General features: G+C 45.4%; 24 protein-coding genes. 1 reads left to right on the top strand and 23 read right to left on the bottom strand.

Features of this window, described 5'->3' with window-relative positions; genetic code table 11:
- Window positions 1-51: 51 nt before the first annotated feature.
- From G3570_RS14560 to G3570_RS14470, 19 genes are all read right to left on the bottom strand, one after another.
- Window positions 52-1,638 carry a complex I subunit 4 family protein gene (locus G3570_RS14560; RefSeq protein WP_249067140.1) on the bottom strand — a complete coding sequence of 529 codons (1,587 nt, stop codon included), beginning with the start codon at window positions 1,636-1,638 and terminating at the stop codon, window positions 52-54.
- 36 nt (window positions 1,639-1,674) lie between these two features.
- Window positions 1,675-3,714, bottom strand: coding sequence for an NADH-quinone oxidoreductase subunit L (gene nuoL / locus G3570_RS14555; RefSeq protein WP_165143555.1), 2,040 nt, complete (start codon window positions 3,712-3,714; stop codon window positions 1,675-1,677).
- 38 nt (window positions 3,715-3,752) lie between these two features.
- On the bottom strand, window positions 3,753-4,106 hold the full coding sequence (gene nuoK / locus G3570_RS14550) for an NADH-quinone oxidoreductase subunit NuoK (RefSeq protein WP_165143554.1): 354 nt from the start codon (window positions 4,104-4,106) through the stop codon (window positions 3,753-3,755).
- Window positions 4,099-4,608, bottom strand: coding sequence for an NADH-quinone oxidoreductase subunit J family protein (locus G3570_RS14545; RefSeq protein ID WP_165143553.1), 510 nt, complete (start codon window positions 4,606-4,608; stop codon window positions 4,099-4,101). Before G3570_RS14545 ends, nuoK begins: the two co-directional genes overlap by 8 nt.
- Window positions 4,609-4,618: 10 nt before the next feature.
- Window positions 4,619-5,206 carry a NuoI/complex I 23 kDa subunit family protein gene (locus G3570_RS14540; protein ID WP_165143552.1) on the bottom strand — a complete coding sequence of 196 codons (588 nt, stop codon included), beginning with the start codon at window positions 5,204-5,206 and terminating at the stop codon, window positions 4,619-4,621.
- Between the two features lie 18 nt (window positions 5,207-5,224).
- Complete coding sequence (gene nuoH, locus G3570_RS14535) at window positions 5,225-6,259, bottom strand: NADH-quinone oxidoreductase subunit NuoH (RefSeq protein ID WP_165143551.1); 1,035 nt, start codon at window positions 6,257-6,259, stop codon at window positions 5,225-5,227.
- A gap of 25 nt (window positions 6,260-6,284) precedes the next feature.
- Window positions 6,285-7,427, bottom strand: coding sequence for an NADH-quinone oxidoreductase subunit D (locus tag G3570_RS14530; protein ID WP_165143550.1), 1,143 nt, complete (start codon window positions 7,425-7,427; stop codon window positions 6,285-6,287).
- Window positions 7,428-7,441: 14 nt separating this feature from the next.
- The gene (locus tag G3570_RS14525) at window positions 7,442-7,915 is read right to left on the bottom strand and encodes an NADH-quinone oxidoreductase subunit C (protein WP_249067138.1); all 474 of its coding nucleotides are present in this window, start codon (window positions 7,913-7,915) and stop codon (window positions 7,442-7,444) included.
- An 8-nt stretch (window positions 7,916-7,923) separates the two neighbouring features.
- The gene (locus G3570_RS14520; protein ID WP_165143548.1) at window positions 7,924-8,445 is read right to left on the bottom strand and encodes an NADH-quinone oxidoreductase subunit B; all 522 of its coding nucleotides are present in this window, start codon (window positions 8,443-8,445) and stop codon (window positions 7,924-7,926) included.
- A 17-nt stretch (window positions 8,446-8,462) separates the two neighbouring features.
- Window positions 8,463-8,942, bottom strand: a complete 480-nt coding sequence (locus G3570_RS14515; protein WP_165143547.1) for an NADH-quinone oxidoreductase subunit A — start codon at window positions 8,940-8,942, stop codon at window positions 8,463-8,465.
- Window positions 8,943-9,149: 207 nt separating this feature from the next.
- A complete protein-coding gene (locus G3570_RS14510) occupies window positions 9,150-10,442 on the bottom strand; it encodes a citrate synthase (RefSeq protein ID WP_165143546.1) in 1,293 nt (430 codons plus the stop codon).
- 50 nt (window positions 10,443-10,492) lie between these two features.
- The gene (locus G3570_RS14505; protein ID WP_165143545.1) at window positions 10,493-11,518 is read right to left on the bottom strand and encodes a 2-oxoacid:ferredoxin oxidoreductase subunit beta; all 1,026 of its coding nucleotides are present in this window, start codon (window positions 11,516-11,518) and stop codon (window positions 10,493-10,495) included.
- The gene (locus G3570_RS14500; RefSeq protein ID WP_249067136.1) at window positions 11,515-13,341 is read right to left on the bottom strand and encodes a 2-oxoacid:acceptor oxidoreductase subunit alpha; all 1,827 of its coding nucleotides are present in this window, start codon (window positions 13,339-13,341) and stop codon (window positions 11,515-11,517) included. The genes G3570_RS14505 and G3570_RS14500 overlap by 4 nt, the downstream gene beginning before the upstream one ends.
- Window positions 13,342-13,415: 74 nt before the next feature.
- Window positions 13,416-13,766, bottom strand: a complete 351-nt coding sequence (locus G3570_RS14495) for a 4Fe-4S binding protein (protein ID WP_165143543.1) — start codon at window positions 13,764-13,766, stop codon at window positions 13,416-13,418.
- A gap of 199 nt (window positions 13,767-13,965) precedes the next feature.
- The gene (locus G3570_RS14490; protein WP_165143542.1) at window positions 13,966-14,973 is read right to left on the bottom strand and encodes a dihydroorotate dehydrogenase-like protein; all 1,008 of its coding nucleotides are present in this window, start codon (window positions 14,971-14,973) and stop codon (window positions 13,966-13,968) included.
- Between the two features lie 33 nt (window positions 14,974-15,006).
- Complete coding sequence (gene nifJ, locus G3570_RS14485) at window positions 15,007-18,597, bottom strand: pyruvate:ferredoxin (flavodoxin) oxidoreductase (protein WP_346267313.1); 3,591 nt, start codon at window positions 18,595-18,597, stop codon at window positions 15,007-15,009.
- Between the two features lie 64 nt (window positions 18,598-18,661).
- Window positions 18,662-19,108, bottom strand: a complete 447-nt coding sequence (locus tag G3570_RS14480; protein ID WP_165143541.1) for an RrF2 family transcriptional regulator — start codon at window positions 19,106-19,108, stop codon at window positions 18,662-18,664.
- 242 nt (window positions 19,109-19,350) lie between these two features.
- Window positions 19,351-19,707 carry a 4Fe-4S dicluster domain-containing protein gene (locus G3570_RS14475; RefSeq protein ID WP_165143540.1) on the bottom strand — a complete coding sequence of 119 codons (357 nt, stop codon included), beginning with the start codon at window positions 19,705-19,707 and terminating at the stop codon, window positions 19,351-19,353.
- 137 nt (window positions 19,708-19,844) lie between these two features.
- A complete protein-coding gene (locus G3570_RS14470) occupies window positions 19,845-20,297 on the bottom strand; it encodes an RrF2 family transcriptional regulator (protein ID WP_165143539.1) in 453 nt (150 codons plus the stop codon).
- A gap of 412 nt (window positions 20,298-20,709) precedes the next feature.
- Between G3570_RS14470 and G3570_RS14465 the strand changes: the two genes are divergently transcribed.
- Window positions 20,710-21,972 carry a ScyD/ScyE family protein gene (locus G3570_RS14465; RefSeq protein ID WP_165143538.1) on the top strand — a complete coding sequence of 421 codons (1,263 nt, stop codon included), beginning with the start codon at window positions 20,710-20,712 and terminating at the stop codon, window positions 21,970-21,972.
- 297 nt (window positions 21,973-22,269) lie between these two features.
- On the opposite strand, the gene G3570_RS14460 is transcribed toward G3570_RS14465, so the two are convergent.
- The 4 genes from G3570_RS14460 to G3570_RS14450 all read right to left on the bottom strand — a co-directional run bounded on the left by G3570_RS14460 (window position 22,270) and on the right by G3570_RS14450 (window position 25,220).
- Window positions 22,270-22,653 carry a response regulator gene (locus G3570_RS14460; RefSeq protein ID WP_165143537.1) on the bottom strand — a complete coding sequence of 128 codons (384 nt, stop codon included), beginning with the start codon at window positions 22,651-22,653 and terminating at the stop codon, window positions 22,270-22,272.
- Window positions 22,654-22,931: 278 nt separating this feature from the next.
- Window positions 22,932-23,063 carry a hypothetical protein gene (locus G3570_RS16510; protein WP_282958244.1) on the bottom strand — a complete coding sequence of 44 codons (132 nt, stop codon included), beginning with the start codon at window positions 23,061-23,063 and terminating at the stop codon, window positions 22,932-22,934.
- A gap of 93 nt (window positions 23,064-23,156) precedes the next feature.
- The gene (locus G3570_RS14455) at window positions 23,157-24,107 is read right to left on the bottom strand and encodes an NAD-dependent epimerase/dehydratase family protein (protein ID WP_165143536.1); all 951 of its coding nucleotides are present in this window, start codon (window positions 24,105-24,107) and stop codon (window positions 23,157-23,159) included.
- A 354-nt stretch (window positions 24,108-24,461) separates the two neighbouring features.
- Window positions 24,462-25,220, bottom strand: coding sequence for a hypothetical protein (locus G3570_RS14450; RefSeq protein ID WP_165143535.1), 759 nt, complete (start codon window positions 25,218-25,220; stop codon window positions 24,462-24,464).
- Window positions 25,221-25,648: the final 428 nt, after the last annotated feature.

The following is a 25,648-nucleotide window of genomic DNA, read 5'->3' as shown; positions in this document are numbered from 1 at the left end:
GAATAGTTCTGTTAGATAAATTGATGTTTGATCGACTTGGAGCTTTCTTCATCATACACCTCCAGCACTTATCAGTTCAACCAGACCGCTTAACGAGCTGTTTATGAGATCAATGGCCAGTGAGGGATAAATTCCAAGGAGGATAATGAGAATAATCAGAGGTACCAGGCTGATATATTCCCGTAGCGTGAGATCTTTCAGTTCTTTCCAGCGGTCGGGCACTTCACCGAGGTAAATACGCTGGATGGTCCATAGTATGTATGCAGCCGTGATGATGATGCCGGTTACCGATATTATGGTGATCCACCGGTAGGTTTCAAAGGCCCCGAGGAAAGAGAAGAGCTCACTGACAAAACCATTGAGTCCCGGAAGCCCCATAGCAGCGAACATACCGATCATGGCAATTCCGGTATAGCGTGGCATTTGGTTGGCCATGCCTCCAAAGTCGTTGAGTCCCCGTGTATGGGCGCGGTCATAAAGGACGCCCACGGAAAGAAAGAGTACCGCAGTAATGATGCCGTGGTTGAACATTTGAAGCACGCCTCCGACCATTCCCTGCGTATTGAAAGCTGCTATACCCAGGATCACAATTCCCATGTGACTGATCGATGAATAGGCGATCAGTTTTTTAAAGTCTTCCTGGGCCATGGCACACAAGGCACCGTAGATAATACTAATCATGCCGAGAATGGCCATGAAGTAACCGAAGTAGAGTGTGGCGTCCGGTAGTATTGGAAAATTAATTCGTAGCAACCCGTAAGCTCCCAGTTTCAGCAAAACTCCGGCAAGAATGACACTTATCGGGGTGGGCGCCTGTACGTGGGCATCAGGCAACCACGTATGGAAGGGGAATACCGGAATCTTAATGGCAAAGTTGATAAACAGTGCCATCCAGGCTACATAACGCCAGGTAGTATCCCAGCCGGATAGCAGTCCGCCATCCACAAAATTCTCCGGATTCATCATGTGGAGAATATTAAAGGTATGAACCGATTCGCCGGTAACAGGATCTGTATGGGCAACGCTAAAATAGAGTGCAAGCATGGTGAGAAGCATCAAAATACCGCCCACGAATGTGTAGAGAAAAAACTTGATGGCTGCATATTCCCGTTGCGGGCCACCCCATATACCAATAAGGAAATACATGGGCAGCAGCATGACTTCCCAGAAAATAAAGAAGAGGAAAAAGTCCAGCGCTACAAAGACACCCATAATTCCGGTGATCAACAGCAGGTAGAGTGCAAAGTATCCCTTTACCATTTTTTTAATATTCCAGGAAGAGATAACCCCGACAAAGGCAATTAATGCAGTGAGGATCACCATTAGGATACTGAGTCCATCTAGTCCCAGAAAATAGTCGATGTTGACTTTGCCCACCCATGGTACGGCGTCAACCGTAATCCAGTTGAAGTGTTCTACAAATTGCAGGCTTTCTATGTTGTTTATACCGGTCTTTGCCTGATCGAAAGACATGTAGATAATTCCGGCCAATACGACCTGAATGCCGGTTACAACCGCAGCCGTCCATCGCATGGCATCGCGTTTTGAATCAGGAAGCAGTAACACTAATGCCATTCCAAGAATCGGTATAAATACAATCCAGCTTAGTATGCCAAGTCCCAAAAATTGAAATTCCATATGTTCAGCGTCGCATTAATAGTGAATGTTAAATGTTCATTGAATCAGCAGGAAAAACAGAATCAGAAAACTGAAGACCACATACACGAGGTAAGTTTGAATATTTCCTGTCTGAACCTTGCTCAATAGGTTGCCGGCGTGATCAGCGGTTCTCGCTGTAGCGTTTACCAGTCCGTCAACAATGTAATCGTCAAACAGACCTGTGAAGCTTGAAACTGCTTTGGTTACCCATGCTGTGCCATTTACAATGGCATCGATAATATGCTCATCAAACCATTTGGAGATGCGCGTCAATAAAAACAGGCCGTTGACAAATACCCGGTCATAAAGCTCGTCAAAATACCAGCTGTGGAGCGAGCCTTTATAGAGCGGTCCGGCTTTTTTGACCATGCTGGAGGCATCAATTTTCTTCCAGTAATACATTGCCAAGGCAAGCAGAATACCGCCTAAAGCAAACAGTATTGACAACCCCATGGCTGATCCGTGGACCTCATGAAGATGTTCGTTAAAGAGGCTCAGTCCGGCCGGCTGAAGGGCTGCAGGTACGATGCTCAGGGGCCTGTCTATGAACTCATAAAACCATCCATCAGCAGCCCCAAATGGATTGAAACTGTAAAAGACAAAGAAGGAAACCGTAGCGAGTACCATTAATGGGATGGTCATGACCAGTGGAGATTCCTTAATACCGGCAATTCGTTCTTCATTTGACGGCTTCCCATGGAAAGTGAGCAACAGTAAGCGAAACATGTAAAAAGCTGTCATTCCCGCTACCAAAAAGCCGAGCATTGGGAGCAGCCAGTGTCCGTTCATGCTACTGAATGCCAGTGTACCGGCCAGGATCTCATCTTTGCTCAAGAAACCGGAAGTCAAAGGTATGCCCGAGATGGCCAGCGTAAAGACCAAAAAGGTGTAATAGGTGATGGGCATCCTTGATTTCAGCCCTCCCATATTACGTACGTCCTGGGCATCGGTATGGTGATCTCCCTGTTCATGCAGGATCTTATGCATGGCATAAATTACACTTCCGGCACCCAGAAAGAGTCCCGCTTTAAAAGCCGCATGCGTAACCAGATGCATAAAGCCGGCTGTGTAGGCGCCCACCCCGAGCGCCAGAATCATATAACCCAGCTGGCTTATGGTAGAGAAGGCGAGTACCCGCTTTATGTCGAATTGTGTAAGGGCAACAGAGGCGGCCAGGAACGAGGTAATGGCCCCGATATATGCTACAACGAGCAGGGCATCGGCGGTAAGCATGGGGAAGATACGGGCAACCAGATATACGCCGGCCGCTACCATGGTGGCTGCATGTATAAGTGCACTAACAGGTGTCGGACCTTCCATGGCATCCGGCAGCCAAACCTGTAGCGGGAATTGGGCTGATTTACCGATGGCCCCGCAGAAGATCAGCAATCCCGAAGCCGTCAGCCAACCTGTACTTTCAAATGGTAGCTGACCGGATTCCAGAAGGCGGAAAATCTCATCGAAAGTGAAGGTGTGAAAATTGACGAAAAGGATCATGATTCCAAGGAACATACCGAAGTCGCCCACCCTGTTAACAATAAAGGCTTTATTCGCGGCATTGGATGCGGACTTCTTCTCATACCAAAACCCGATAAGCAGGTATGAGCTGATACCCACCAGTTCCCAGAAGATGTACATAAAGAGCAGGTTGTCAGTGAGGACGATGCCAAGCATGGAAAAGGAGAATAAGCCTAGGTAGGCAAAGTACCGGGTGTACCTGACATCATCTTTCATATATCCGATAGAGAATAGGTGCACCAGGGCGCTCACGAGAGTCACTACCAAGAGCATTACCGAAGCCAGGTTGTCAATAGCAATGCCAAAGCTAATACTATAGCTTCCGATAACCAGCCACTCATAGCTGCTGCCAAACGTTTCAGAAGGATGAGCAAGAAATTTGTCAAAAAGCATTACCAGGGAGAGGATGCATGCGGTAATCAGCAGGCCGGTTCCCAACCAGTCACCTTTGCGAGGCAGTTTTTTCCCGAAAAAAATGAGCAACACAAATCCCAGTAAAGGAAGCGCCAGTATAATTAGTGGTAATGATGTATACATGCCTTATTTCCGGTTATTGTTAATAGTTCTCATGCCTGTCATCCTTTTAGCGAATTAATTTCATCGAGATTAACCGTCTTATGACGATTGTACATATTTAACACAATGGCGAGTGCGACAGCAGCTTCTGCAGCTGCGATGATAATGACGAAAAGGCCGATCATATGACCCTCCACAGAGAGATTTGTGAAGCGACTGAAGGCAATAATATTCAGGTTCGCCGAATTGAGAATCAGCTCCACACCCATCAAAACCATTATGACATTGCGCCTGGACAGTACAGCCAGAACTCCCAGGGAAAAAAGCAGGGCACCGACAATCAAAAAGTGTTCAAGTGCCGGTTCACTGAGCAATACTGCGTTTGATATGGCCGTGATCAAGAGGTTATTCATTGGTCGAAGCGGTTAGGCGAGTTGACATTAAAATGGCCCCGATAATGGCAATCAGCAGCAGTACCCCAACTACGATAAATGGCAGCACATAATCGTTCATGAGCAGTATTCCAAGATCATAAACGGTGCTGCTTCGCTCTTCGGGAATTACTGTAGGCCATGTCGTCGTGGTGTAGCTGTAAATCAAGAGGACAGAAGTAATTGCTGCCAACAGGGAAGCAGGAAGCAGGTTGACGGTCACTGCCTCGAATTTTTCAGTAAGCCCCTGGCTGGTAAGCATCATGCCAAATAGAATCAGAATAAGAATGCCGCCGACATAGACCAGTAGCTGAGTGGCTGCGATAAAATCGGCATAAAGCAGCACGTAAAGAACCGCTACGCCCAGTAGGGAGAACATTAGTGCAAAGGCTGAGTGCACAATGTTTTTAGAGAATACCATAATGCCGGCAGATACTATGGTAACCAGCGAGAAGAAATAAAAAACCAAGGTACTGACATCCATATTTATTCCTCTATTCTTCTGTCGATTTTGTTTCGGCCGGTGAATCTTCGCTTTTGTTTTTTTCGGCCTCTTTTTTTCTTGCGGCTTCTTCCTTTTGTCTTTGCTTTTCTTCCTGCTCCTTCTCCAACTTCTCCTTTACTTCCTCCACTTTATCAGGACTTAATTCACTGAATTGGAATAGCAGGTTATTTCGGTCGAATTCCGAGTATTCATATTCTGGAACCATGGTGATGCAATCTGTCGGACAGGGAGGAACACACAGGTCGCAATACATGCACTTCGCCATATCTATTTCAAAGTTGGTAACCCAGAACCTCTTGGGATTGCCTGTAGAGGTTTTTCCCAAGTCCACGTCAGAGGTAGCCTGTACGGTTTCAATGGAGATACAATTTACAGGGCAGGCTCTTTCGCAAAGCTTGCAGCCAATGCAATCGTCAATATTCACATAGAGCTTGCTTCTGGCCGTTTCGGGCAGTTCATCTCGTACATCGGGATATCGAATGGTTACCGAAGGCTGGAAAAGGTGGCGCATGGTCACTTTCATCCCAGTTAGGATCGATTTGAGTGTTACCAGGCTTTTTTTCAGTGCATGTACCATAGGTTTATTGTTCTAGCTTTAAAAAATCATTTCCCATAGTGCGATCAGTACAAAGTTTACAAAGGAGATGGGTATGAGGAAGCCCCAGCAGATTTGCATCAGCTGATCTACCCGGTATCTGGGCAGGGTCCACCGCATCCACATCATTACAAAAACCAGCACCATGCCTTTCAGTATAAACCAGAAGAAACCCCAAATCGGACCTGCCATGAATTCTCCAAAAGGACTGTTCCATCCCCCGAAAAAGAGTACCGAACCCAGCAGTGACAACAACAGCATGTCGGCATATTCCGCCAGCATGAAAATTCCCCATCGCATGCCCGAATATTCGGTTTGAAAACCGGCTACCAGCTCCGATTCCGATTCGGGTAGATCGAATGGCACCCTGTGTGATTCGGCTACGATAGAGATAAAGAAAATGACAAAGGCGATCAGCAGGAAGGGATTTTGAAATATCAGCCAGTCGGGCAAGAAACCGAGTGTTGTATTGCCCGTCTGCATTTCGGTTACGGTCATCAGATTCAGCGAGCCGGCTACCACCAGCACCGACAAAACGGACATTATGGTGGGCACTTCATAGCTTACCATCTGGGCCGCCGTACGCATACCGCCCAGCAACGACCACTTGTTGTTGGATGCCCACGCACCCATGAGGACGCTTAATGTAAGCAGGGAAGTAATGGCCAGGAGATAAAACACACCAATATCTACGGAACTGCCTATGTAGGCACTGCTAAATGGAATAACTGAAAATGCCGCGTACGATGCGGCAAACAGAAGAAAAGGTGCCAACTTAAATAGAAAACGGCTGGCATTGGTCGGAATGATATCCTCTTTTTGCAGCAGTTTCAGCATATCGGCAATGGTTTGGGCCCAGCCGTGCCACCCGCCTACACGCATAGGTCCCAGCCGGTCTTGTATATGAGCTGCCACCTTGCGTTCCATCCAAATGGCAAAGAGTGCATAAATACTGACCAGTACCAGCGGTAGTGCTACAAAGATTAGTAGTGCAATGACTGGCGAAGGGATAATATTTTCAAGCGTATTTAGCATAAGATCTTTTCATTCTCAGGTTTATTCATCGATCCACTCCTCCTAATACAATGTCAATACTTCCTACTATGGCAACCAGGTCAGATACCAGCGCCCCTTTTGAAATAGCAGGTAAAATGCTCAGGTTCACAAAGCTGGGTGTTCGGGCTTTCACGCGATAGGGGCCGGAGGAATTATCACTTACGATATAATATCCCAGCTCGCCTCTTGGGGTCTCGGTACGAACATAGACTTCACCCTCCTTAGGACGTACTCTTCTCGGTACGGCTTCCTGCACATCTCCTTCATCGGGCATTTGATCGAGGGCTTGTTCAATGATCTTAAGACTCTCAATCATCTCGCGAACCCGCACGATGTAACGGTCCCAGCAATCTCCCGTAGTGCCTACTTCGCCGCTGCCGACAGGGATATCGAATTCAAAGCGATCGTAGATGGAATAGGTATCATTTTTTCGGATATCCCAGGAAACGCCTGACCCGCGCAACATGGGACCGGAAGCCCCGTAATTAAGCGCTACTTCCTCAGGCAGTACACCGATATTTGCAGTTCGGTCAATAAAAATGCTATTAGTGGTGAGCAGTTCGTTTAGCTCATCGATTTTTGGGCGGAAAGAGCTAATAAACTCCCGTGTTTCGGTTTTGAAATCATCCGGTATGTCACGCATCAATCCACCGATGCAGATGTAATTGTAGAGCAGGCGGGCACCGCTTGCTTTTTCCAGAATTCGAAGAATCTTTTCCCTTTCGATAAAGCAGTAGAGGAAAGGGGTGAAGGCACCGAGGTCCAGCCCGAAGGTACCGATACCCAGAAGGTGACTTGCAATACGTTGCAGTTCAGCCAGAATCACCCGCATATATTCCACCCTTTCGGGTATTTCCAATTCCAGCAGTTTTTCGACGGCAATGACATAGCCCATTTCCTGGTTAATGGCTGATACGTAGTCGATGCGGTCGGTATAGGGAACAACCTTTGCATAGTCACCCAGAGATTCTGCATATTTTTCGAAGCAGCGATGCAGGTATCCGATGTCGGGCTTGGCCTTTTTCACCACTTCGCCATCTACCGTTACCTCGAGGCGCAGCACACCGTGAGTAGAAGGGTGCTGTGGACCCATATTTATGGTCATCGTCCTCTTATCAGCTTCTTGTGTCAATACTTCGGTCTTCATAGGTGCAAATGATATTAGATTCCTGTGGTCACTCCCCGGTATGATTCCTGTTGTTCGTAGTCTTTTCTAAGCGGGTGCCCTTCCCAGTCTTGTGGGGTAAGTATGCGCCGGAGGTCCGGATGACCTTCAAAATGAATACCCACCAAATCGTAGGCTTCACGTTCATGCCAGTTTGCTGTTTTCCAAATGGATTCAACAGAAGGCACATGGGGCTCCTCTTCCGGAACTCTAACTTTCAGTACCAGGGTATGTCCATGTATTGTAGAATGCAGATGATACACCGCTTCCAGTTCGTTTTCCTTTGGGTAGTGAACACCGCTCAAGCACATGAGGTAATTAAACCGGAGCTCTTCATCATCTCTCAAAAATTTGCAAACCTCCTTTATAGTAGGTGCAGAGACAAGGACCCACGACTGTCCGGTTTCCGCTTCGTTATAGGAGAGTCCCTCCTCAAATGTAGTATTCAGGTATTCGAATATGTCACTCATCTCTTTCATCAGGATTCAGCCTCCACGGGTTGTTTCTCTGCTTCTTTCTCTTCAACGATTGTTTCATTTGTGATACGTTCCTGTAGTTTCAGGAAACCTTCCAGGAGAGCTTCTGGCCTTGGAGGACATCCGGGTACATAGACATCAACCGGAATGACCTTATCCACTCCTTTTAGAACATGGTAACCGTGCTCCCAGTAAGGGCCTCCGCTATTTGAACAGGAGCCCATGCTTATTACATAGCGGGGTTCTGACATCTGTTCATAGAGTCGTTCAATTCGTGAAGCCATTTTCAAGGTCACGGTACCTGCCACGATCATTACATCCGCTTGCCTGGGCGAAGAGCGTGGAATGACGCCGAATCGATCAAAATCATATTCGGAAGCCGCGGTAGCCATCATCTCGATAGCGCAGCATGCCAGACCGAACTGTTCATACCACAATGATGATTTGCGGGCCCAGTTTAAGGCGCTTTCAAGCGAGACGATAATGATGTTACTGTCGTGGTATTTTTTATCTAGAAGTCCCATAAGTGAATCATCCTATTTCAATTGGGTTTGGGATTTAGATTTGTCTCCATAATCGGTTCTGCAACCGGGGATTCTTCTTCCTCATCTGCTTCTTCCACAACTCCGACGCCTTCGACATAGGTAGGGATCACCGGTTTGGGGAGATCCCATTGCAGGTGGCCCTTACCAAGTTCATAGGCAAATCCGATAAAGATTAGGAAGACGAAGATGATCATGGCTGTAAACGCGTACCATCCGATCTCCTGAAATACCATCACCCAGGGGAACAACAATAGTATTTCCACTTCGAATATGAGAAACATCAATCCGATGATATAAAAGCGGTTATTGAACTGTACGCGGGCCGAACCGAAAGGGGTTTCCCCGCACTCATAGGTTGCCAGCTTTTCGGCATTTGGACGATCAGGACGAAGAAATTTGGCCACCATGAGACTCATGGCTACGAAAAGAATTCCTACAATCAGGAAGAGTAAGATATTTCCAAATTCAGCAAGCATAGGATATGTACTGATGAGTTTTCATTATTTTGATATTTATACCTTAATATCCAAAATTAACTTAAATTTTTATTTTGCCCCCACTGCCCGAATGCTGCTATTTATAAAATAGCTCTCATACTTCATTACGTCTGAATTGCATCGAGTTGGTTGTTGCATTACATATACTTGTTGTGAATATGTCATTTTCACATTCATGAACACTAATTAACGGTCTGAAATAGGAACATAATCTCTTTCATTGGCTCCCACATATATCTGGCGGGGACGTGAAATCGGTTCTTTGTTATCACGCATCTCCTTCCATTGAGCGATCCACCCCGGTAATCTTCCCAAGGCAAACATCACCGTAAACATCTCGGTGGGGATATTCATGGCCCGATAGAGAATACCCGAATAAAAGTCCACATTGGGATACAGTTTCCTTTCTACGAAGTAGCTGTCATTCAGGGCAACTTCTTCTAGGGACTTTGCAATATCCAGCAGCGGATCATCAATGCCCAGCTCATTGAGCACTTTGTCGCAAACATCTTTGATAATTCTGGCCCGCGGGTCGAAATTCTTATACACACGGTGACCGAAGCCCATGAGTCGGAAATCACTGTCCTTATCCTTAGCCTTCTCAACCATTTTCTCCACATTACCTCCTTCTGCCTGAATGCGCTGCAGCATTTCAATAACCTGCTGGTTGGCACCGCCATGTAATGGGCCCCAAAGTGCACAAACTCCGGCTGAAATTGCAGCGTAGAGGCTGGCATGAGAGGAACCGGCCATTCGCACAGTAGAAGCCGAGCAGTTCTGCTCGTGATCTGCGTGCAGAATTAACAGGGTATCAAGCGCATTGGCCACAACAGGATTTACCTTGAACTCCTCTGTGGGCTGGGCAAACATCATATGCAGAAAGTTTTCGGTATAACTGAGTCGATTCTGCGGGTACATCAGGGGAAATCCTTTCGACTTCTTATATGACCATGCTGCGATAGTAGATACCTTGGCAAGTAGTCTGATGATGGTCAATTCAACTTCATCAGGGTGTAGCTCCGACTTGTGAGATTCAGGGTAGAAGGTAGACAAAGCACTGATCATAGAGGCGAGGACGCCCATAGGATGAGCCTTTGAGGGATAGCCCTCATAAAACTTCATCATATCCTCGTGAATCAAGGTGTGCTGGGTGATTTTAGAAATAAACTGATCAAGTTCCTTCTGCGTAGGCAGTTTGTCATATATCAGCAAATAAGCAACTTCAAGAAAGGTGGATTGCTCAGCCAGTTGTTCAATCGGATATCCGCGATATCGCAATATTCCGTTTTCACCATCCAGGAAGGTTATAGCACTTTTGGTAGACCCGGTATTTTTGTATCCGGTATCCAGGGTGATATACCCGGTTTCGTTGCGAAGTCGTGATATGTCAATCGCTTTTTCGTCTTCGGTTCCAACAACCAGAGGAAGTTCAAAGCTGCTTCCATCTAAGTCGATCGTTACTTTCTTGCTGTCTGACATATTCCTGTAATTTAATTTTTTAAATATTCTTATATCTGCAATATAACCCGTTAGGAGACATTCCAGGTATTACCGGTATGGAAAAGTTCCGTGACATTTTTATAAGGACTTTTCTCCTGGGAATCTTCGATAATATGGTGCAAGGTCTCGTCAAAACTGACGGATTCGGTATTTCTGATAATTCCCATGGCCACCGGATAGTCGGGAAGCTGCAACCTGGAAAGCGCAATATGCATCTGCGTTTCCATTTCTGTAGGATCATGCACCAAAGGTTCATGGTCACTGTCATCATCGAGTGATACCTTCTTCAGCTTCATACCATCCATTGCAATTCCGAATTCCTGATCTTTTCCGAAAATCATGGGTTTACCCTGCTCCAGGACCAGCTGATTTTCATCCTTCGTATCTTTACCTGTCAGCTGTTCATGGATACCATCAGTGAAAATAACACAGTTTTGCAGAACCTCAATAACCGAGGTTCCTTTATGTTTATAAGCCTCCATCATCACATCTCCCAGCATATTTGGACTTTTATCCGGGACGCGGGCAAAGAAGGTGGCACCGGCACTGATTGCCAGCTCTCCGATAGTAAAGGGAGGTTCATAACTGCCGTAGGGCGCTGTTTTGGTTTTGGTACCGAGAGGAGTGGTAGGAGAGGACTGTCCTTTGGTCATACCATAGATCTTGTTATTGAATATGATGATATTCAGATCCAGATTTCTACGGCAGGCATGAATGAAATGGTTGCCGCCAATCGCCATACTATCTCCATCACCGGTAACAACCCAGACACTCAGATCGGGATTTGCCAGTTTCAATCCGGTAGACACTGCGGGAGCACGCCCGTGCAAAGAGTGAATGCCAAAAGTTTCTAAGTAATAAGGCAGGCGTGAAGAGCAGCCGATACCTGAGATACAGACAATATCCTCCTTCTTATGATCCAGCTGGGTAAAGGTTTTCTGCATCATGGCAAGGATCATGTAGTCGCCACAACCCGGACACCATTTTACATTCCGATCGCTTTTAAAATCATTGACGGTTAAGGTCTCACCGTTTGTCTTGGTTTCGGTTTTCATAACTCAACCTCGAGTGTCTTGTAAATCTTGGATTTAATTTCGGATGTGAAAAATGGCTGGGCCTGATTCTTGTTAAACTGTACATATTCATAATCCGGTAGGGTGGATCTCAGGTATTTCACAAACTGTCCGTTATTCAATTCACAGACCAGGACGCGGTCAAAACGGTCAAATATTTCAGCCGTATTGCCCGGTAGCGGACTGATATAATTGAAATGTGTAAAGCCGATATTTTCGTAGCCCTCTTCAAGCAATTCCATAATGGCAGAATTGATAGCACCGTAGGTACTACCCCATCCAACGACCAGTAATTCTCCGGATTGGGCCCCGGAAACTTCCTGTTTAGGTAGTTTATTGGCAATGAGATCAACCTTTTTCTGACGGATCTGTACCATTTTCTCATGGTTTTCAGGGTCATAGGTCAGGTGGCCCGAAATATCTTCTTTTTCAAGACCGCCGATGCGGTGTTCAAAACCTTTTTCGCCGGGGACCTTCCAGTATCGATTGAGGTATTCGGGCTGTCTTAAGTAAGGAGCCCATTCTTCCGGCGTGCCGGTATATTCGGGAATGGTAATATCCGGCAGTTCACCCAAATCAGGGATTCGCCACGGACTTTTGCCGCTGGCAAGGTAAGAATCAGAGAGTAGTACAACCGGGGTCATGTGTTCCATGGCCAGTCTGCACGCCTGGTAACTGTAGTAAAAGCAGTCATCAGGAGAACTGGCAGCCAGAACTACAATCGGGGCTTCCCCGTGACGTCCGTATAGTGCCTGCAAAAGGTCAGCCTGTTCCGTTTTGGTCGGCAGGCCGGTTGACGGACCTGATCTCTGAACATTGATGACCACGAGCGGCAACTCTGCAATAACTGCGAGACCCATCGCTTCGGTTTTAAGTGAGATCCCGGGGCCTGAGGTACTGGTTATCGAGAGATTACCTGCGTATGCGGCTCCAATTGCTGCACAGACAGCGGCAATTTCATCTTCAGCCTGAAGCACAATGGCACCCAGATCCTTGCGGGCCGAGACCTCGTGAAGAATCTCTGATGCCGGGGTGATAGGATAGGAAGACAGGGAGAGCTTGCGACCGCTTTTTTCAGCAGCTGCCAATGCGCCCCACGCAATGGCGGTGTTTCCGTCAATATTTCTGTAGGTCCCTTTAGGCAGATTAGCCGGAGGAATAACAATCGAGGCCGGCAAGACATCGGTATTCTCCGCATAATAGTAGCCGGCTTTCAGGGCCCGCATGTTTGCCTGAATGAGATCGGGTTTTCCACTGAATTTTTTTTCAAAAAAATCAATAGTAGGCTCAATAGGTCGGTTGAAAAGGTGGTAGACAACCCCCAATGCAAACATATTTTTGCTTCGGGTGACCGACTGCATGTCCAGATCCAGATCTTTTAGGGCCTCTTTGGTAAGAGATGTCGCCGGCGCGGCAACAACCTGGTAATCGTCAAGGGAGCTGTCTTCCAACGGGTTCTCTTCATAGTCTGCCTTCTTCAGAAACTTCCTGTTAAAGTTATCCTTATCGGCAATAATGGTCCCACCCGATTTAAGGAATTTCAGGTTGGCTGAAAGAGCGGCAGGGTTCATTACCACAAGAACATCCACTTTATCACCGGGGGTATAGATTTCCGTGCCGCCTATTTGAATTTGGAAACTTGAAACCCCGCCTATACTACCTTGGGGAGCCCTTATCTCGGCGGGAAAATCAGGTACGGTCGTCAGGTCGTTGCCGGCTGAACCTGAAGACTGCGAGAATATTTCTCCTGTCAGCTGCATCCCATCCCCGGAGTCACCGGAAAAACGGACGACAGCTTTTCTCATGGTCTGTTTAGTTTTGGTAGAAGGCATTGGTTCCAGGTTTTAAAGGTGAATCTTTTTATCTCTTTTGGGCGATATTAATTATGCAGGAATGACTGCCGCTCCAAAAGCTGGTCTTCCGATTCTTCATGATCGGGATGGACGATGATACATTCCGGTACCGGACAAAACGCGATGCACTGTTCCTCTTCGTGGAAACCTTTGCATTCGGTGCATTTATCAGCTACGATGAAATAGAAGTCATCCGAAAGAGGCTCCTGCATTTCTTCCGCATCCACTTCATCTCCGTTCAATAAGGTAACAGTGCCTTGCAGGCTGGTACCTTCTGCCATAGACCATTCCGCGCCGGGCTCATATATTGCCTGATTCGGGCATTCCGGTTCACATGCAGCACAGTTGATACAGGTATCAGTAATCAGTAATGACATGGTAGTGTACTTTTTGAATTATATGTTGTTGAAAACAGGTTTTAAGAGAACTAATTCTAATTTAAGATATTTAGACAAAAAACTCTAAAATAATGTAGCTAAATTCGCGTTTGGATACAAATGCCGGATCAAAAAATTGGGAAAATTCACGTTCTGTAGTTGATACTTCGCCTTGCAGGGTAAACAAGTATGGATTCATCTAGGTGATATCCTCCATAGTGAATCCCTGAAGGGTCTTGATATAATTGGCACGTTCAAATTTTGAAGGATCTCCGATCGAAGATGAACTCATGGCTCCTTTCATTTCAGAGACAGACTCGTATTCTTTTTCTTCCATGAATTCTTTGATTCCTTCTGTTATGTCACGGAGCGTTCCTATTCCATTTTTGAGCAGTACTGAAGCCATCATTGCCACATCGGCACCTGCCAATAGCATCTTAATGACATCTTCGGCAGTATGAATACCCGAAGTAGCTGCGAGGCTGCCTTTCAAATGGGGTCGAAGCATCGCAATCCATCGCAGGGGGAGTCTTTTTTCAAAGCTGCTACTCAGCTCAAGGCTGGGTTCCACTTCAAACTCATCGAGGTCAAAATCCGGCTGGTAAAAGCGATTGAACAGCACCAGTCCGTCAGCTCCTGCTTTTTCCAGGCGGACAGCCATATTTGCAAAGGCACTGAAATAGGGTGCCAGCTTTACTGCCACAGGGATTGTGATGTTCTTTTTCACAGCCTTTACATCATTGATGTATTTCTGCTCAACCTCCTCCGCACTGAGGTTAGGATCTGCAGCGATATAGTAGATATTTAGTTCCAGGGCATCGGCACCGGCCTGTTCCATTTTTTCGGCATAAGACATCCAGCCTCCTTCCGAAACGCCGTTTAGGCTTGCTATGACAGGTATATCAACCGCCTCTTTGAGCTTCCGGATATGAGTCAAATAATCTTCCGCATTTAGGTTGTGATACACCCCGGGGTCAGGGAAATAGCTCAGTGCTTCTGCATAGCCTTCGTTGGCGTGCGTTAAAAAATGGTCCAGCGCAATATTTTCTTTTGTAATCTGCTCTTCGAATAAAGAATACATCACCACTGCTGAAGCACCGGCATCTTCCATTTTTTTGACGTAGTCTACTTCGGTAGATAACGGGGAGGCCGAGGGAACCAGAGGGTTTTTTAAGGTCAGGCCAAGGTATGTAGTTTCTAAGTTCATTGATTTATGCTTATTTAAATTTTCAGTCTCATGTTAATCCTGCGGCTCCTTTTCAGTCGCTGTTCCATTCGGCTCGAAGAGTGCTTCCATACGCTCGTAGATCTTCCACTGCTCCTTCACATCTTTTTGTGCATGATTCATAAGATCTTTGGCTACCTGCGGCTTGGATTTTGAAAGCATCAGGTAACGCATCTCATTATAGGCGTAGTCCTCAAGAGGAATTTTGGGTGGCTTTGAATCCAGTTGGAAGGGATTCTCATTCTTGTCAATCTTCGTAGGATCGAATCGGAACAAGGGCCAGTAGCCGGAGTCAACAGCCAGTTTCTGCTGGTTGAGTCCGAATTTCATGTCATAACCGTGGGCTATACAATGGCTGTATGCAATGATAATGGATGGACCCGGGTATCTTTCGGCCTCCAGTATGGCTTTCATGGTTTGCATATCACTGGAGCCGAGTGCAACACGTGCCACATAAGCTCCGCCTGAAGAAACAGACATTAGTCCAAGGTCCTTTTTGGAGGTGCGCTTACCGGCAGCAGCAAATTTTGCTACCGCACCCAGTGGCGTTGCTTTAGAACACTGTCCCCCGGTATTGGAGTATACTTCGGTATCCATGACCAGTATGTTCACATCCCGGCCGCTGGCCAGCACGTGATCAAGTCCCCCATAACCGATATCGTAAGCCCATCCGTCACCTCCGAAGATCCAGACGCTTTTGCGCACCAGGTAGTCGGCGATGCTGTAAAGTAGCTTGGCTTCTTTCTTATCCGATGATTTGAGTAGCTCTTTGAGTTCTGCAACACGTTCTCTCTGCTCAAAGATACCCGGCTCGGTGCTCTGATCAGCATTGAGAATCTCTTTCTTCAACTGTGGATCTATATCACCGTTTAAAGAATTGAGAAGTTCTTTTGCCTGTGTCTCCTGTTTGTCTATGGTGAGCCGGAAGCCGAGTCCGAATTCCGCGTTATCTTCAAAAAGTGAATTAGACCACGCAGGACCTAGTCCCTGGCTGTTTGTGGTATACGGTGTAGCCGGTAAATTCCCGCCATATATAGATGAACAACCGGTGGCATTGGCAATAATCATCCGATCACCGAATAACTGGGTGATCAATTTGATATAGGGTGTTTCACCGCAGCCGGCGCAGGCCCCTGAAAATTCAAACAAGGGTTCGAGGAATTGCGAACCTTTTACGGTTTCCTGTTTCAGTTCCGAGCGATCATACTCAGGAAGTGACAGGAAGAAATCCCAGTTTTCTTTCTCCTGTTCAATCAGCGGCTGAATTTCTGCCATATTGAGGGCTTTTCTTCCCACTTTCTTACGGTCCTTAACCGGGCAGACTTCCACACACAACTCACATCCGGTACAATCCTCCGGTGATACCTGAATGCTGACTTTGGTATTATCCGGCCATTCCCGGCCGCGTGCATCCATATATTTGAAGGTCTCGGGAGCCCCGGCCAGCAGGTCTTCGTCAAATGCTTTCATACGGATTACTGCATGGGGGCAAACCAAGGCACATTTACCGCATTGTATACAGATATCGGGTTCCAGCACCGGTATTTCCTGGGCGATATTCCTCTTTTCCCATTTGGTAGTACCTGTGGGGAAAGTGCCGTCAGGTTCAAAAGCACTTACGGGTAGGTCATCGCCATTACCTGCAATAATTTCTCCAATTACTTTTTGTACATATTCGGGTGCTTCTTTAGGAACGGCAGGCCTCATATCAATATCGGAGGTCACCTTATCGGGAATCTCTATCTTATTCAGATTCTCTATGGAATTGTCCACAGCCCTATAGTTGCTCTTCAACACCTCTTCGCCCTTACTGCCGTATGCTTTCTTGATGCCTTCCTTAATCAATTTTATGGCTTCCTCTCTAGGCAGTATTTCGGATATGGCAAAGAAACAGGTCTGCATGACCGTATTAATGCGGGTTCCCATGCCATTTTCACGGGCTACTTTGTAAGCATCGATACTGTAGAAGTTGAGATCCTTTTCAATAATCCGGCGTTGAACCTTTTCGGGTAGATTATCCCATACCTCTTCAGGCTCTAGCGGGGCATTTAACAGGAAGGTTGCCCCCTTTTGGGCTTTTTCAAGCATATCAAACCTGTCCAGGAACTGAAACTGGTGACAAGCCACAAAGTTGGCTTCATGTATCAAATAGGCGGATCGGATAGGATCGGGACCGAAGCGGAGGTGCGAGACCGTCGTTGCACCGGACTTCTTGGAATCATAGACAAAGTATCCTTGAGCGTAATAATCGGTATTGTCGCCGATTATTTTTATGGAATTCTTGTTGGCACTCACTGTCCCATCAGATCCAAGACCGTAAAAGAGTCCTTCAAAGCGATCCTCGGTACTCATCAGTCCGTTTACATTGAAATCCAGACTGGTATGGGTAATATCGTCTTCTATTCCGATGGTAAAATGATTCTTAGGCTTACTCTTGGTTAATTCGTCAAAAATTCGTTTAACCATGGGCGGAGTAAACTCCTTGGATGAGAGTCCGAACCGACCGTTTATGACTCTTGGGTTGGTATCGAAAGTCTTCCACTCTTCCGTTTGGTTTTCATAAAGGCTGGCAATCACGTCATTATAAAGAGGCTCACCTGTACTCCCGGGTTCTTTGGTACGGTCCAGCACTGCAATGCCCCTAACGGTTGCAGGCAGACTTTGAATAAGGTGATTCATGCTGAAAGGTCTGAAAAGACGTACTTTAACGAGTCCGACTTTTTCGCCTTGTTTATTCAGCTTATCTACCGCCTCATGTGCGGTTTCGGCACCCGAACCCATCAGAATGATAACACGCTCGGCATCCTCTGGTCCATGGTATTGGAACAAGCGGTAGGTCCTTCCGGTTAACTCGGCAAATTTGTCCATATGCTCCTGTACAATGCCCGGACAGTTGTCATAGTATTGATTAACGGTTTCCCTCGCCTGGAAAAAGACGTCCGGGTTTTGGGCGGTACCTCTTAGCACCGGGCTATCAGGTTTGAGAGCTCGGTTGCGATGTTCAATAATCCATTCGTGGTCAATCATGTCTGACATGACTTCCAGAGGAATCTGATGAATTTTCTGTACCTCGTGAGAAGTTCTGAAACCGTCAAAAAAGTGAAGAAAGGGAATGCGAGTCTGCAGGGTAGCGGAATGAGCAATCATGGCCATATCCATCGCTTCCTGCACACTATTTGAGCTTAGCATGGCCATACCTGCCAGGCGGGCCGTCATGGAATCACTGTGGTCACCGAATATGGAGAGGGCATGTGTAGCAACGGTTCTTGAGGCCACATGCACAACAGCGGGAGTGAGTTCGCCGGCTATCTTATATAGGTTTGGCAGCATCAGAAGCAATCCCTGGGAAGCGGTGAAAGTGGTTGTCAGGGCACCCGTCTGCAAAGCTCCATGCATGGCACCTGCGGCGCCGCCTTCACTCTGCAGTTCCACCACATCAGGAATGGTTCCCCAGATATTTTTTTTCGTTGCCATGCTCCATTCGTCAGCCCACTCACCCATCGGTGAGGCAGGTGTTATGGGGTATATGGCAATAATCTCACTTAGGTTATGAGCAACATAGGCTGTCGCTTCATTTGCATCGATAGTTACTTGTTGATTTTGCACGATTTCACCTTCTTATATCACGATTATGGTATGTTGAATTCTTTAAACTTCGACGATGAGTCATCTAATCTGAGGGTTCCACGATTTTGCTCATGCTGTTGCCGCTTTTAATTTCTTCGTTGAGGCTTACCAGGGTCTTATCCTCAAAAAGCCTGTATACCCGATCCCTGATTCTTTTGTAATCATTGTGGATGGGACAGGGTTTATCCGGATTGCATTTTCTAAAGCCAATACCGCATTGATCGAAAATGTCAAGCCCGTCTATGGCGTCTACGATTTCAAGCAGAGTGATTTCATCTGCGGGGCGACTTAATTTGTAGCCACCGGTCGGCCCTTTCATGGATACCAGTAATTTATCCTTGACAAGCATCTGCAATATTTTGCTCAGGAAGTGCTTTGGGATTTTTTTCTCCTCCGCAATTCTATTCAGATCCACATTTTTCTCATCAGACGAATGCAGTGCGATATAAAACATCGCTTGCAGACCGTAATGACATGATGCAGAAAACATGGGATCGTGTATTCATTAATGTTAAATGCCCACCGGGCATAGAGGTGATGCATAGGCATCACGGATGCAGTAAGGCACCGGATTTTGTATGGTTCTATTCCTTGAACTGATGATGACTATTTCAACAGGGAGGTGAATTACGCACTCATCCATACACACAAATAGGTTTGATCAACAGTTAGGATTGAAATTAAGATTTGGCGATTGCCAGGTTAACCTGTCCGCCGGGTCAATGTATTGCTTCAAATCAGCTCTAGATTCAGTGTGGACTGTTTTTGAATTAGGTCAATTAACTTTTCGTTGTTTCTGAATTTTCTAAAACTCAATGGGTCAGGACACACCACGTTGCATTGAGGCTCATCAAATACTCCCATACACTCTGAGCATTTTTCAGGTACTATATAGTGGAAGTTGTAGGAAAGCGGCGGGTACAATTGGTCGGCATTCAGAAACTTGTTGCGGCCAACCTTTACCTCACCTCGGAGCTGCGTGCCTTCGGCCAGCGACCACTTCATACCGGGTTCGTAAATAGCCTGATTCGGACATTCAGCAATGCAATATCCGCAGTTAATACAGGCATCTGTTATTCGTAATGCCATGACAGCCTCCAGCTATATGTTTGGATAGCAGGTATTGTTAATTCATGAAGCTAAAAGAATAATAAGATAATTAGACATAAAACTCCAAAATTAAATAATTAAAGTTTTATGGAAACGGAAAATGAGATGTTGGAGAGCTATTTTGAAGTCACTTTGTGTCCCAGTGATACAATGCTTTCGCCGCTCTTTACATCCTTGGTGAGCTCTTCCAGTGTCTTGTTTTCAAATAGGGTCTGTATTTTGTTGCGTATCTCCTTGTACTCCTGGTGGATGGGACAGGGATGTTTGTCGTCGCATTTTTTAAAACCAATGCCGCACTCATTGAAAATATCCAACCCGTCAATAGCTTCAACAATTTCAATAAGAGAGATTTCGGAGGGCGGGCGGTTGAGTCTGAATCCACCTTTGGGACCTTTCATGGATACCAGCAATTTATGTTTTACCAGTACCTGAAGTATCTTGCTAAGGTAGTGCTTGGGGATGTCCAGTTTTTCGACAATGCTGTTAAGGCCAATATTCTCTTCATCGGAATAATGCAGTGCCAGGTAGAGCATCGCCTGCAGACCATAATCACAAGAGGTTGAAAACATGTAAGTATGAGTGTTTAACTATTTTGGAGTGCCATGTCTAGAATATATAAAACTTTTATCCAAAATGATTTCATCCTTTTAATATTCAGTTATGATCACAGCTTTAATGCCAGATTCAAAGTTTTACTTAGCCATTATATTAAGTTGGGAAAACGGACGATAAATTGCGATTAGCTTACATCCATAATACCCCAACTGGACATAATGAGCATTCCTCCAAATTTTATGACCACAAAACGAGTGAGGGTGTAGTTTATCTATCCAATTAATGAAAAATACCGTATAAAATTATACGTACTATAACCATAATAAATCCTTGAAAAACAGTGATTTGATTGTTAAATATATAATCTAAACATCACTGGGAAATAAGAGAGAGCTTTTCCTAAAAAAATAAATAAGGGAGGTAGTTATGCAATTTCTAAAGAATGGAATATCCTTACTTGTCATAGTAATCTTTGTTTACATCCTGGCCGGGTGCAATGATGTAGCCACCAATGCAGATAAAGATCAAGCTTTGACCATAGATGCTTCAAAAGCCAAAAAATCAGAGCAAATGGATCGCAGAGCCGATTCATACACCTTTAATCCACCCGTATTTAGTATCGATGCAACACCTAGCGGTGGCATCATACTGGCCGAGACCGTTTTTCCGGGTACTGAGGTACCTCCGCCGGGTACGTCAACAACTGTGGTGAAAGAGATCCAAATCAACGGCAAGGTAAAGACTGTAACTGAATTAACTACTGTAACGAATTCTCCGATCAACGGATTGGAGTCTATAGGTAATGGTAATTTCTTTGCAACAGGAGGCGGCTTGGATAAAGCCGTGGGGGCAAAAGTTTTTCATGCTTCTAATGGAAGCCAGCGATTAATAGGAGATATTGAAAAATATGAAACCGATAATGATCCGGATGCAAACGCCGGGCTCGGGTGGAAGATTCCTGCATGTGAGGAAAATCCGGGTGCAGGTTTCACAGCCGGTCCACAATCTAATCCATATGGTGTGGCAAGTCTTGGTGGGAATGAAGCTCTTGTCGCAGACGCAGCAGGCAATGCTCTATACTGGACCAAAGCAAACGGGCAGCTAGAACTGGTTGCAACGTTAACACCTCCCACCGAATCGGGTATCGGATCCAGCAATTCCGAAGATTGGCTTGTATTGTTTCCGTTGGGAGAAGAAAGCAACTGTTATGTTCAGCCGGTGGCTACTTCAGTGGCTGTTGGGCCAAATGGTGATTACTATGTAGGAGAGCTCACAGGAGTTACCCCCACAAATATTGGTTTGGAGGAAGATGGTCCAACCACAGGTCTTTCCAGAATTTGGAGAATAGACGCCGGTGCCCGTGATGCAATATGTCCCTCAGATCAATGTGAAGTAGTAGCAAGCGGATTAACATCTGTACTTGACCTTGAGTTTGGTGCCGACGGGTGGTTATATCTCGTTGAGTATGATAAAAACGGTTGGTTCCCTGCAACACAAACTCCACCGGTTACAGCAGGGGGAACCATTAAAAGATGTGACGTACTCGGAGGGGGAGACTGCGAGGTAGTTTATGGCTCAGATGAAACGGTTATATATCCATCTGGTATTACCTTTGATAAATGGAACACACTTTGGTTGCTTAAAGAAAACCTGTTTAATCCGACAGTTATGAAAGTAAGTTTGGATTAATAATTATCAATTAATTTCACAGAGAAGCCCATACGGCATTTTGCTGTATGGGCTTTTTTTTACCCGTAAAGGAAATCTATAGGAAGTCAGTCTGAAGCAGCTGAGAATAATCCTCATGCTACCCAACTTTCGATTCCACAATATAGATTATTGGTAATTGAATGCCGGATCTTTGCTCGCCATTCTTCAGTCTACGGCCTGCCGGATCCTGCTTTCTGATCCCTTACTTTCCGTATTCAACCAATACAATTCGTAGATAACTGAATAGTATTCTTATTAACTAAGTCAGTTTCCGTATCAGTCGGACGATTCGTTTATTTGATGGACTTCTGCTCTTAGAGACTCGAAATTAATCGGTTTGGTAAAAAACTCTTTGGCGCCGGCATTAATGGCATTCTGATAATTTTCATCATCACCGTAAGCTGAAATCATACTCACCTGGATGTCAGGAAATTCTTTTTTTACCTGTTCAAGTAATTCCAGGCCCGACATCCCGGGCATATTGATATCCGAGAAAATGTAGAGAACGTCCGGTGGCTGACTGTTGTGTAAAAGCTCCATCGCTTCCTGACCCGAAAAAGCAAATTCAAGCTCAATAAATCCGCTGCGGATCTCTTTCCTGAATTTTTGCCGGAACAGCATTTCCACGTCTCGTTCATCATCAACAACTAATATTTTCATGCCTGATTCTACTTAACCTTTGATGTTATTTGTTTGTTCAACAGAACGGTCAGATATTGAAATGTCACATACACTACAACTCAATGATATCTTTTACCCGTGACATAATCTTGTACTATTCGCCCAAAACTTTGGACTTTTCATGCATTTTACGGTCTCCTATAGTATATGAGGTATACAGTGCAATTTGATAGTGCGCCGAATCGGATTAGCTTTTTGTCAGTTGTGCGGAAGAATTTTTGCATTAGTTAAGCATTCCAAAAAGTGGGATTGAATTTCTATATGCCGGATTCGAGAATCCACTGGGCCGCGTATTTGCCATGGGATAAAGGGTTTTCTTCACTCGGGTCGCTGGCAGAGTATGCATGCAAGATTCCGGTTTCCCAGGCCAGACCTCGTTCTTCGTTCACTATTATTTCATCGGGAGTTCGCCTCGTTGTGTCTTTTTTGCAAGGATAAACGAATAATGTCACTGACTGATAATTTCCACACTTGATGCCCGATTAACCACCGCTTGCCGCTGCATAATCACCAAATGATACGTGTGCGGGTTTGTATGATATTCCTAAATCCTGCTCAGCCGCTATTCCGCTATACACAAACCTGGGTTCATCGCTGGCCGGCTCATTGTTCAGCATTCTGGTGATGTCGGATACTTTCCAGCTCTCGTTGCTCAGGTAGTACTGTTTCCCGTGCAGACCGTCTGTGATTGCCGCCCTGTAAATACCCTCAGCCACGTCGCGCACATCCACGATGGCAAACTCGGTGTCGGTATCGAACAGCATTTGCACAAAGGGATTTGGGGCAATCTTATTCTTAAACAGGTATTGCAATCCCATAGACGTGGAATCATCGCGATTTGAGAGGGCAGGGCCCATCACCCCAACCGGGTAGACACTCACGATATCAACATCCGAATTCGGATGATCTGCAATATATTTCCGAACCACCTGGTCGGCATAATATTTAGCCTGCGCGTAGGGATGCCCTTCTTCGTTGAGATGAGGTTCATCGCTTTCGGTGTAGAGATAATCAGCAGGTTGACCTGCCACCGGCATTGGATACCCGGTATTGTACGAAGCAACAGAGGCAATAATGACTATTTTTTTTACCGTGGAAGTTTCATCTATGAGGCTAAGAAAGTTTTCAGTTCCTTTTATAGTCGGCTCGAATAAGTCTTTTGCAGGATCCTTCACGTCGAGCTGAAAAGGAGTACCGCCGTGCACCACTATATCACATCCATCTACAAAAGTCCTGAGTGAAGTGATATCCCGTGTATCCAGCGGATAAATATCCAGATTTTCCGCTCCGGGTAAGGTTCTTAAATGACTGTACTTCTTCTGTTTTTTTATATCCGTAGCCGATACCCGGACGCTGAACCCATTGGCAAGGAAGATTTTTGTGACATAGCTGCCGATATAGCCCGACCCGCCGATTATACCTACTGTTTTCATGTTGGTTCGATAAATGGTTGGTATGGAAGAACCGGATGCAAATTGGTCCCTGCTTCAGAACTTCTTGCTGTTGTAATTCAAAATGTAAGGAAATCAGACTAGGCGAACTTGTACTATTCGCGCAAATGTTTGGACTTTTCGGTTATTTGGATGAAAAGTTTAAAGAGAAAACTCATTTTAATGCTAGAAACTAAAAAAATAGTCTCCCCGGTTTCGGCCGGAGAGACTAATGGAATTGCAGCACTATAAATCTTATGTGCTTGGGCACTTGTTCATTTGGTACTATGCTTTTTTAAATGCTCTCCTGACTAAATTATGCTCTGCTTACCAATGAATTTTTTTAAGTAAACGAAATTACTCCCATGTTTGGAAAATCCGCTCTGCGAAATAGACACGGTCGTTTTTGCAGCTTACAACGGAGCTCATTTGCTGGCCGTGGCTATCAGCAATTTTATAATAGTTTTGAGCCATATTTCCCCTGTGTTCAAAACTTTGCCACCAGACGGCAGATATAAAATCATATTCAGCATCTTCGAAACCCAGGTAGGGCATCTGGAAATGGACACCGTATCCTCTCATATTATTTTTAACTGCTGCCTGATGCACCTCTTTCTGAACCTGAATGGCGTAGTCCATGGATACTCCTTCTTTGAGAGAGCAATCAGCCAGCTGAAGAGGCCATCGCTGATCTAATCGTTCATTTTCGCGATAGTCATCTATTACAATATGGTCCATCGTTGCGTATGTTAACCTGCAGGTGTGTGGGCTGTTTTCCCGGTCGGCATCAATATGTTTATTTACATAGTTGCCGTACTCTTTGTACATCTCCTGACCGTTGGGCCAGACACCCGCAAGGATATGGGTAACACCATCAAGGCGTTCGCCCACAATCATCGGACGCAATAGATACTGATTATACTTGCTTCCATCAGCTGTAACTTTTTCCCCGTACGTTTTTGCATCATTCATTACATCTTCAAATGTAAATCCTTCATTCAAGGTACAAAGGAGGTACTCCATGCGTACATTCTCTTCTGTTTCCTGAGCTAAAGCATCGGGAACCAAAAATGGAAGGGTTGCAAGCAGAACTATCATCACTTTTATTTTATTCATAACTGTTTATAGTTGATTTAAATTATTTTAAAAAAGTGGATTCCGTATAAAGTGGTTTTGAGAATGAGTGTCAGCGGTTACTCCAATTTCATGGAATAGATGGTTTGAACTTCTTAAAACCATATTGCTGAAATTCCCTCCTCATTAAATACAATACTGACTCCGGTATCATGCTACAGCATAAATACCCGCCATACTTGGACTTTCGGTGCAAATGTTAGGATTATCCGGTCAAATGGGGTCCTTTTGTAAGTAGAGAGGCGTTACGTAGACTTTTATAAATGTTATGAAGTAAACCCTTAGAGCATTCCTGCTTATCATCTCGGGAAGTGGTTAAATATTTAATCTGTCAATTTTACCACTAAGGCTTCGAGACCCGAAGGTTCATTATATGGCCAATCGATAATTGAATTCTATTGATTAAGCCA

Source organism: Halalkalibaculum roseum (genome assembly GCF_011059145.1).
Taxonomy (GTDB): domain Bacteria; phylum Bacteroidota; class Rhodothermia; order Balneolales; family Balneolaceae; genus Halalkalibaculum; species Halalkalibaculum roseum.
The sequence above is the reverse complement of the archived record's forward strand: the minus strand, read 5'-3'. Positions and strand labels throughout refer to the sequence as shown.

What these genes read in the sequence shown, in the direction of transcription:
- G3570_RS14455 (WP_165143536.1), bottom strand. Translation starts at nt 24,107, where the DNA reads ATGAAAACAGTAGGTATAATCGGCGGGTCGGGCTATATCGGCAGCTAT.
- G3570_RS14495 (WP_165143543.1), bottom strand. Translation starts at nt 13,766, where the DNA reads ATGTCATTACTGATTACTGATACCTGTATCAACTGTGCTGCATGTGAA.
- nuoK (WP_165143554.1), bottom strand. Translation starts at nt 4,106, where the DNA reads ATGAATAACCTCTTGATCACGGCCATATCAAACGCAGTATTGCTCAGT.
- G3570_RS14480 (WP_165143541.1), bottom strand. Translation starts at nt 19,108, where the DNA reads ATGTTTTCTGCATCATGTCATTACGGTCTGCAAGCGATGTTTTATATC.
- G3570_RS14475 (WP_165143540.1), bottom strand. Translation starts at nt 19,707, where the DNA reads ATGGCATTACGAATAACAGATGCCTGTATTAACTGCGGATATTGCATT.
- G3570_RS14510 (WP_165143546.1), bottom strand. Translation starts at nt 10,442, where the DNA reads ATGTCAGACAGCAAGAAAGTAACGATCGACTTAGATGGAAGCAGCTTT.
- G3570_RS14520 (WP_165143548.1), bottom strand. Translation starts at nt 8,445, where the DNA reads ATGGGACTTCTAGATAAAAAATACCACGACAGTAACATCATTATCGTC.
- G3570_RS14500 (WP_249067136.1), bottom strand. Translation starts at nt 13,341, where the DNA reads ATGAGAAAAGCTGTCGTCCGTTTTTCCGGTGACTCCGGGGATGGGATG.
- nuoH (WP_165143551.1), bottom strand. Translation starts at nt 6,259, where the DNA reads ATGCTAAATACGCTTGAAAATATTATCCCTTCGCCAGTCATTGCACTA.
- G3570_RS14560 (WP_249067140.1), bottom strand. Translation starts at nt 1,638, where the DNA reads ATGGAATTTCAATTTTTGGGACTTGGCATACTAAGCTGGATTGTATTT.
- G3570_RS14450 (WP_165143535.1), bottom strand. Translation starts at nt 25,220, where the DNA reads ATGAATAAAATAAAAGTGATGATAGTTCTGCTTGCAACCCTTCCATTT.
- G3570_RS14505 (WP_165143545.1), bottom strand. Translation starts at nt 11,518, where the DNA reads ATGAAAACCGAAACCAAGACAAACGGTGAGACCTTAACCGTCAATGAT.
- G3570_RS14525 (WP_249067138.1), bottom strand. Translation starts at nt 7,915, where the DNA reads ATGAGTGACATATTCGAATACCTGAATACTACATTTGAGGAGGGACTC.
- G3570_RS14460 (WP_165143537.1), bottom strand. Translation starts at nt 22,653, where the DNA reads ATGAAAATATTAGTTGTTGATGATGAACGAGACGTGGAAATGCTGTTC.
- G3570_RS14540 (WP_165143552.1), bottom strand. Translation starts at nt 5,206, where the DNA reads ATGGTACATGCACTGAAAAAAAGCCTGGTAACACTCAAATCGATCCTA.
- G3570_RS14545 (WP_165143553.1), bottom strand. Translation starts at nt 4,608, where the DNA reads ATGGATGTCAGTACCTTGGTTTTTTATTTCTTCTCGCTGGTTACCATA.
- G3570_RS14470 (WP_165143539.1), bottom strand. Translation starts at nt 20,297, where the DNA reads ATGTTTTCAACCTCTTGTGATTATGGTCTGCAGGCGATGCTCTACCTG.
- G3570_RS14530 (WP_165143550.1), bottom strand. Translation starts at nt 7,427, where the DNA reads ATGAAGACCGAAGTATTGACACAAGAAGCTGATAAGAGGACGATGACC.
- G3570_RS14515 (WP_165143547.1), bottom strand. Translation starts at nt 8,942, where the DNA reads ATGCTTGCTGAATTTGGAAATATCTTACTCTTCCTGATTGTAGGAATT.
- G3570_RS14465 (WP_165143538.1), top strand. Translation starts at nt 20,710, where the DNA reads ATGCAATTTCTAAAGAATGGAATATCCTTACTTGTCATAGTAATCTTT.
- G3570_RS14490 (WP_165143542.1), bottom strand. Translation starts at nt 14,973, where the DNA reads ATGAACTTAGAAACTACATACCTTGGCCTGACCTTAAAAAACCCTCTG.
- nuoL (WP_165143555.1), bottom strand. Translation starts at nt 3,714, where the DNA reads ATGTATACATCATTACCACTAATTATACTGGCGCTTCCTTTACTGGGA.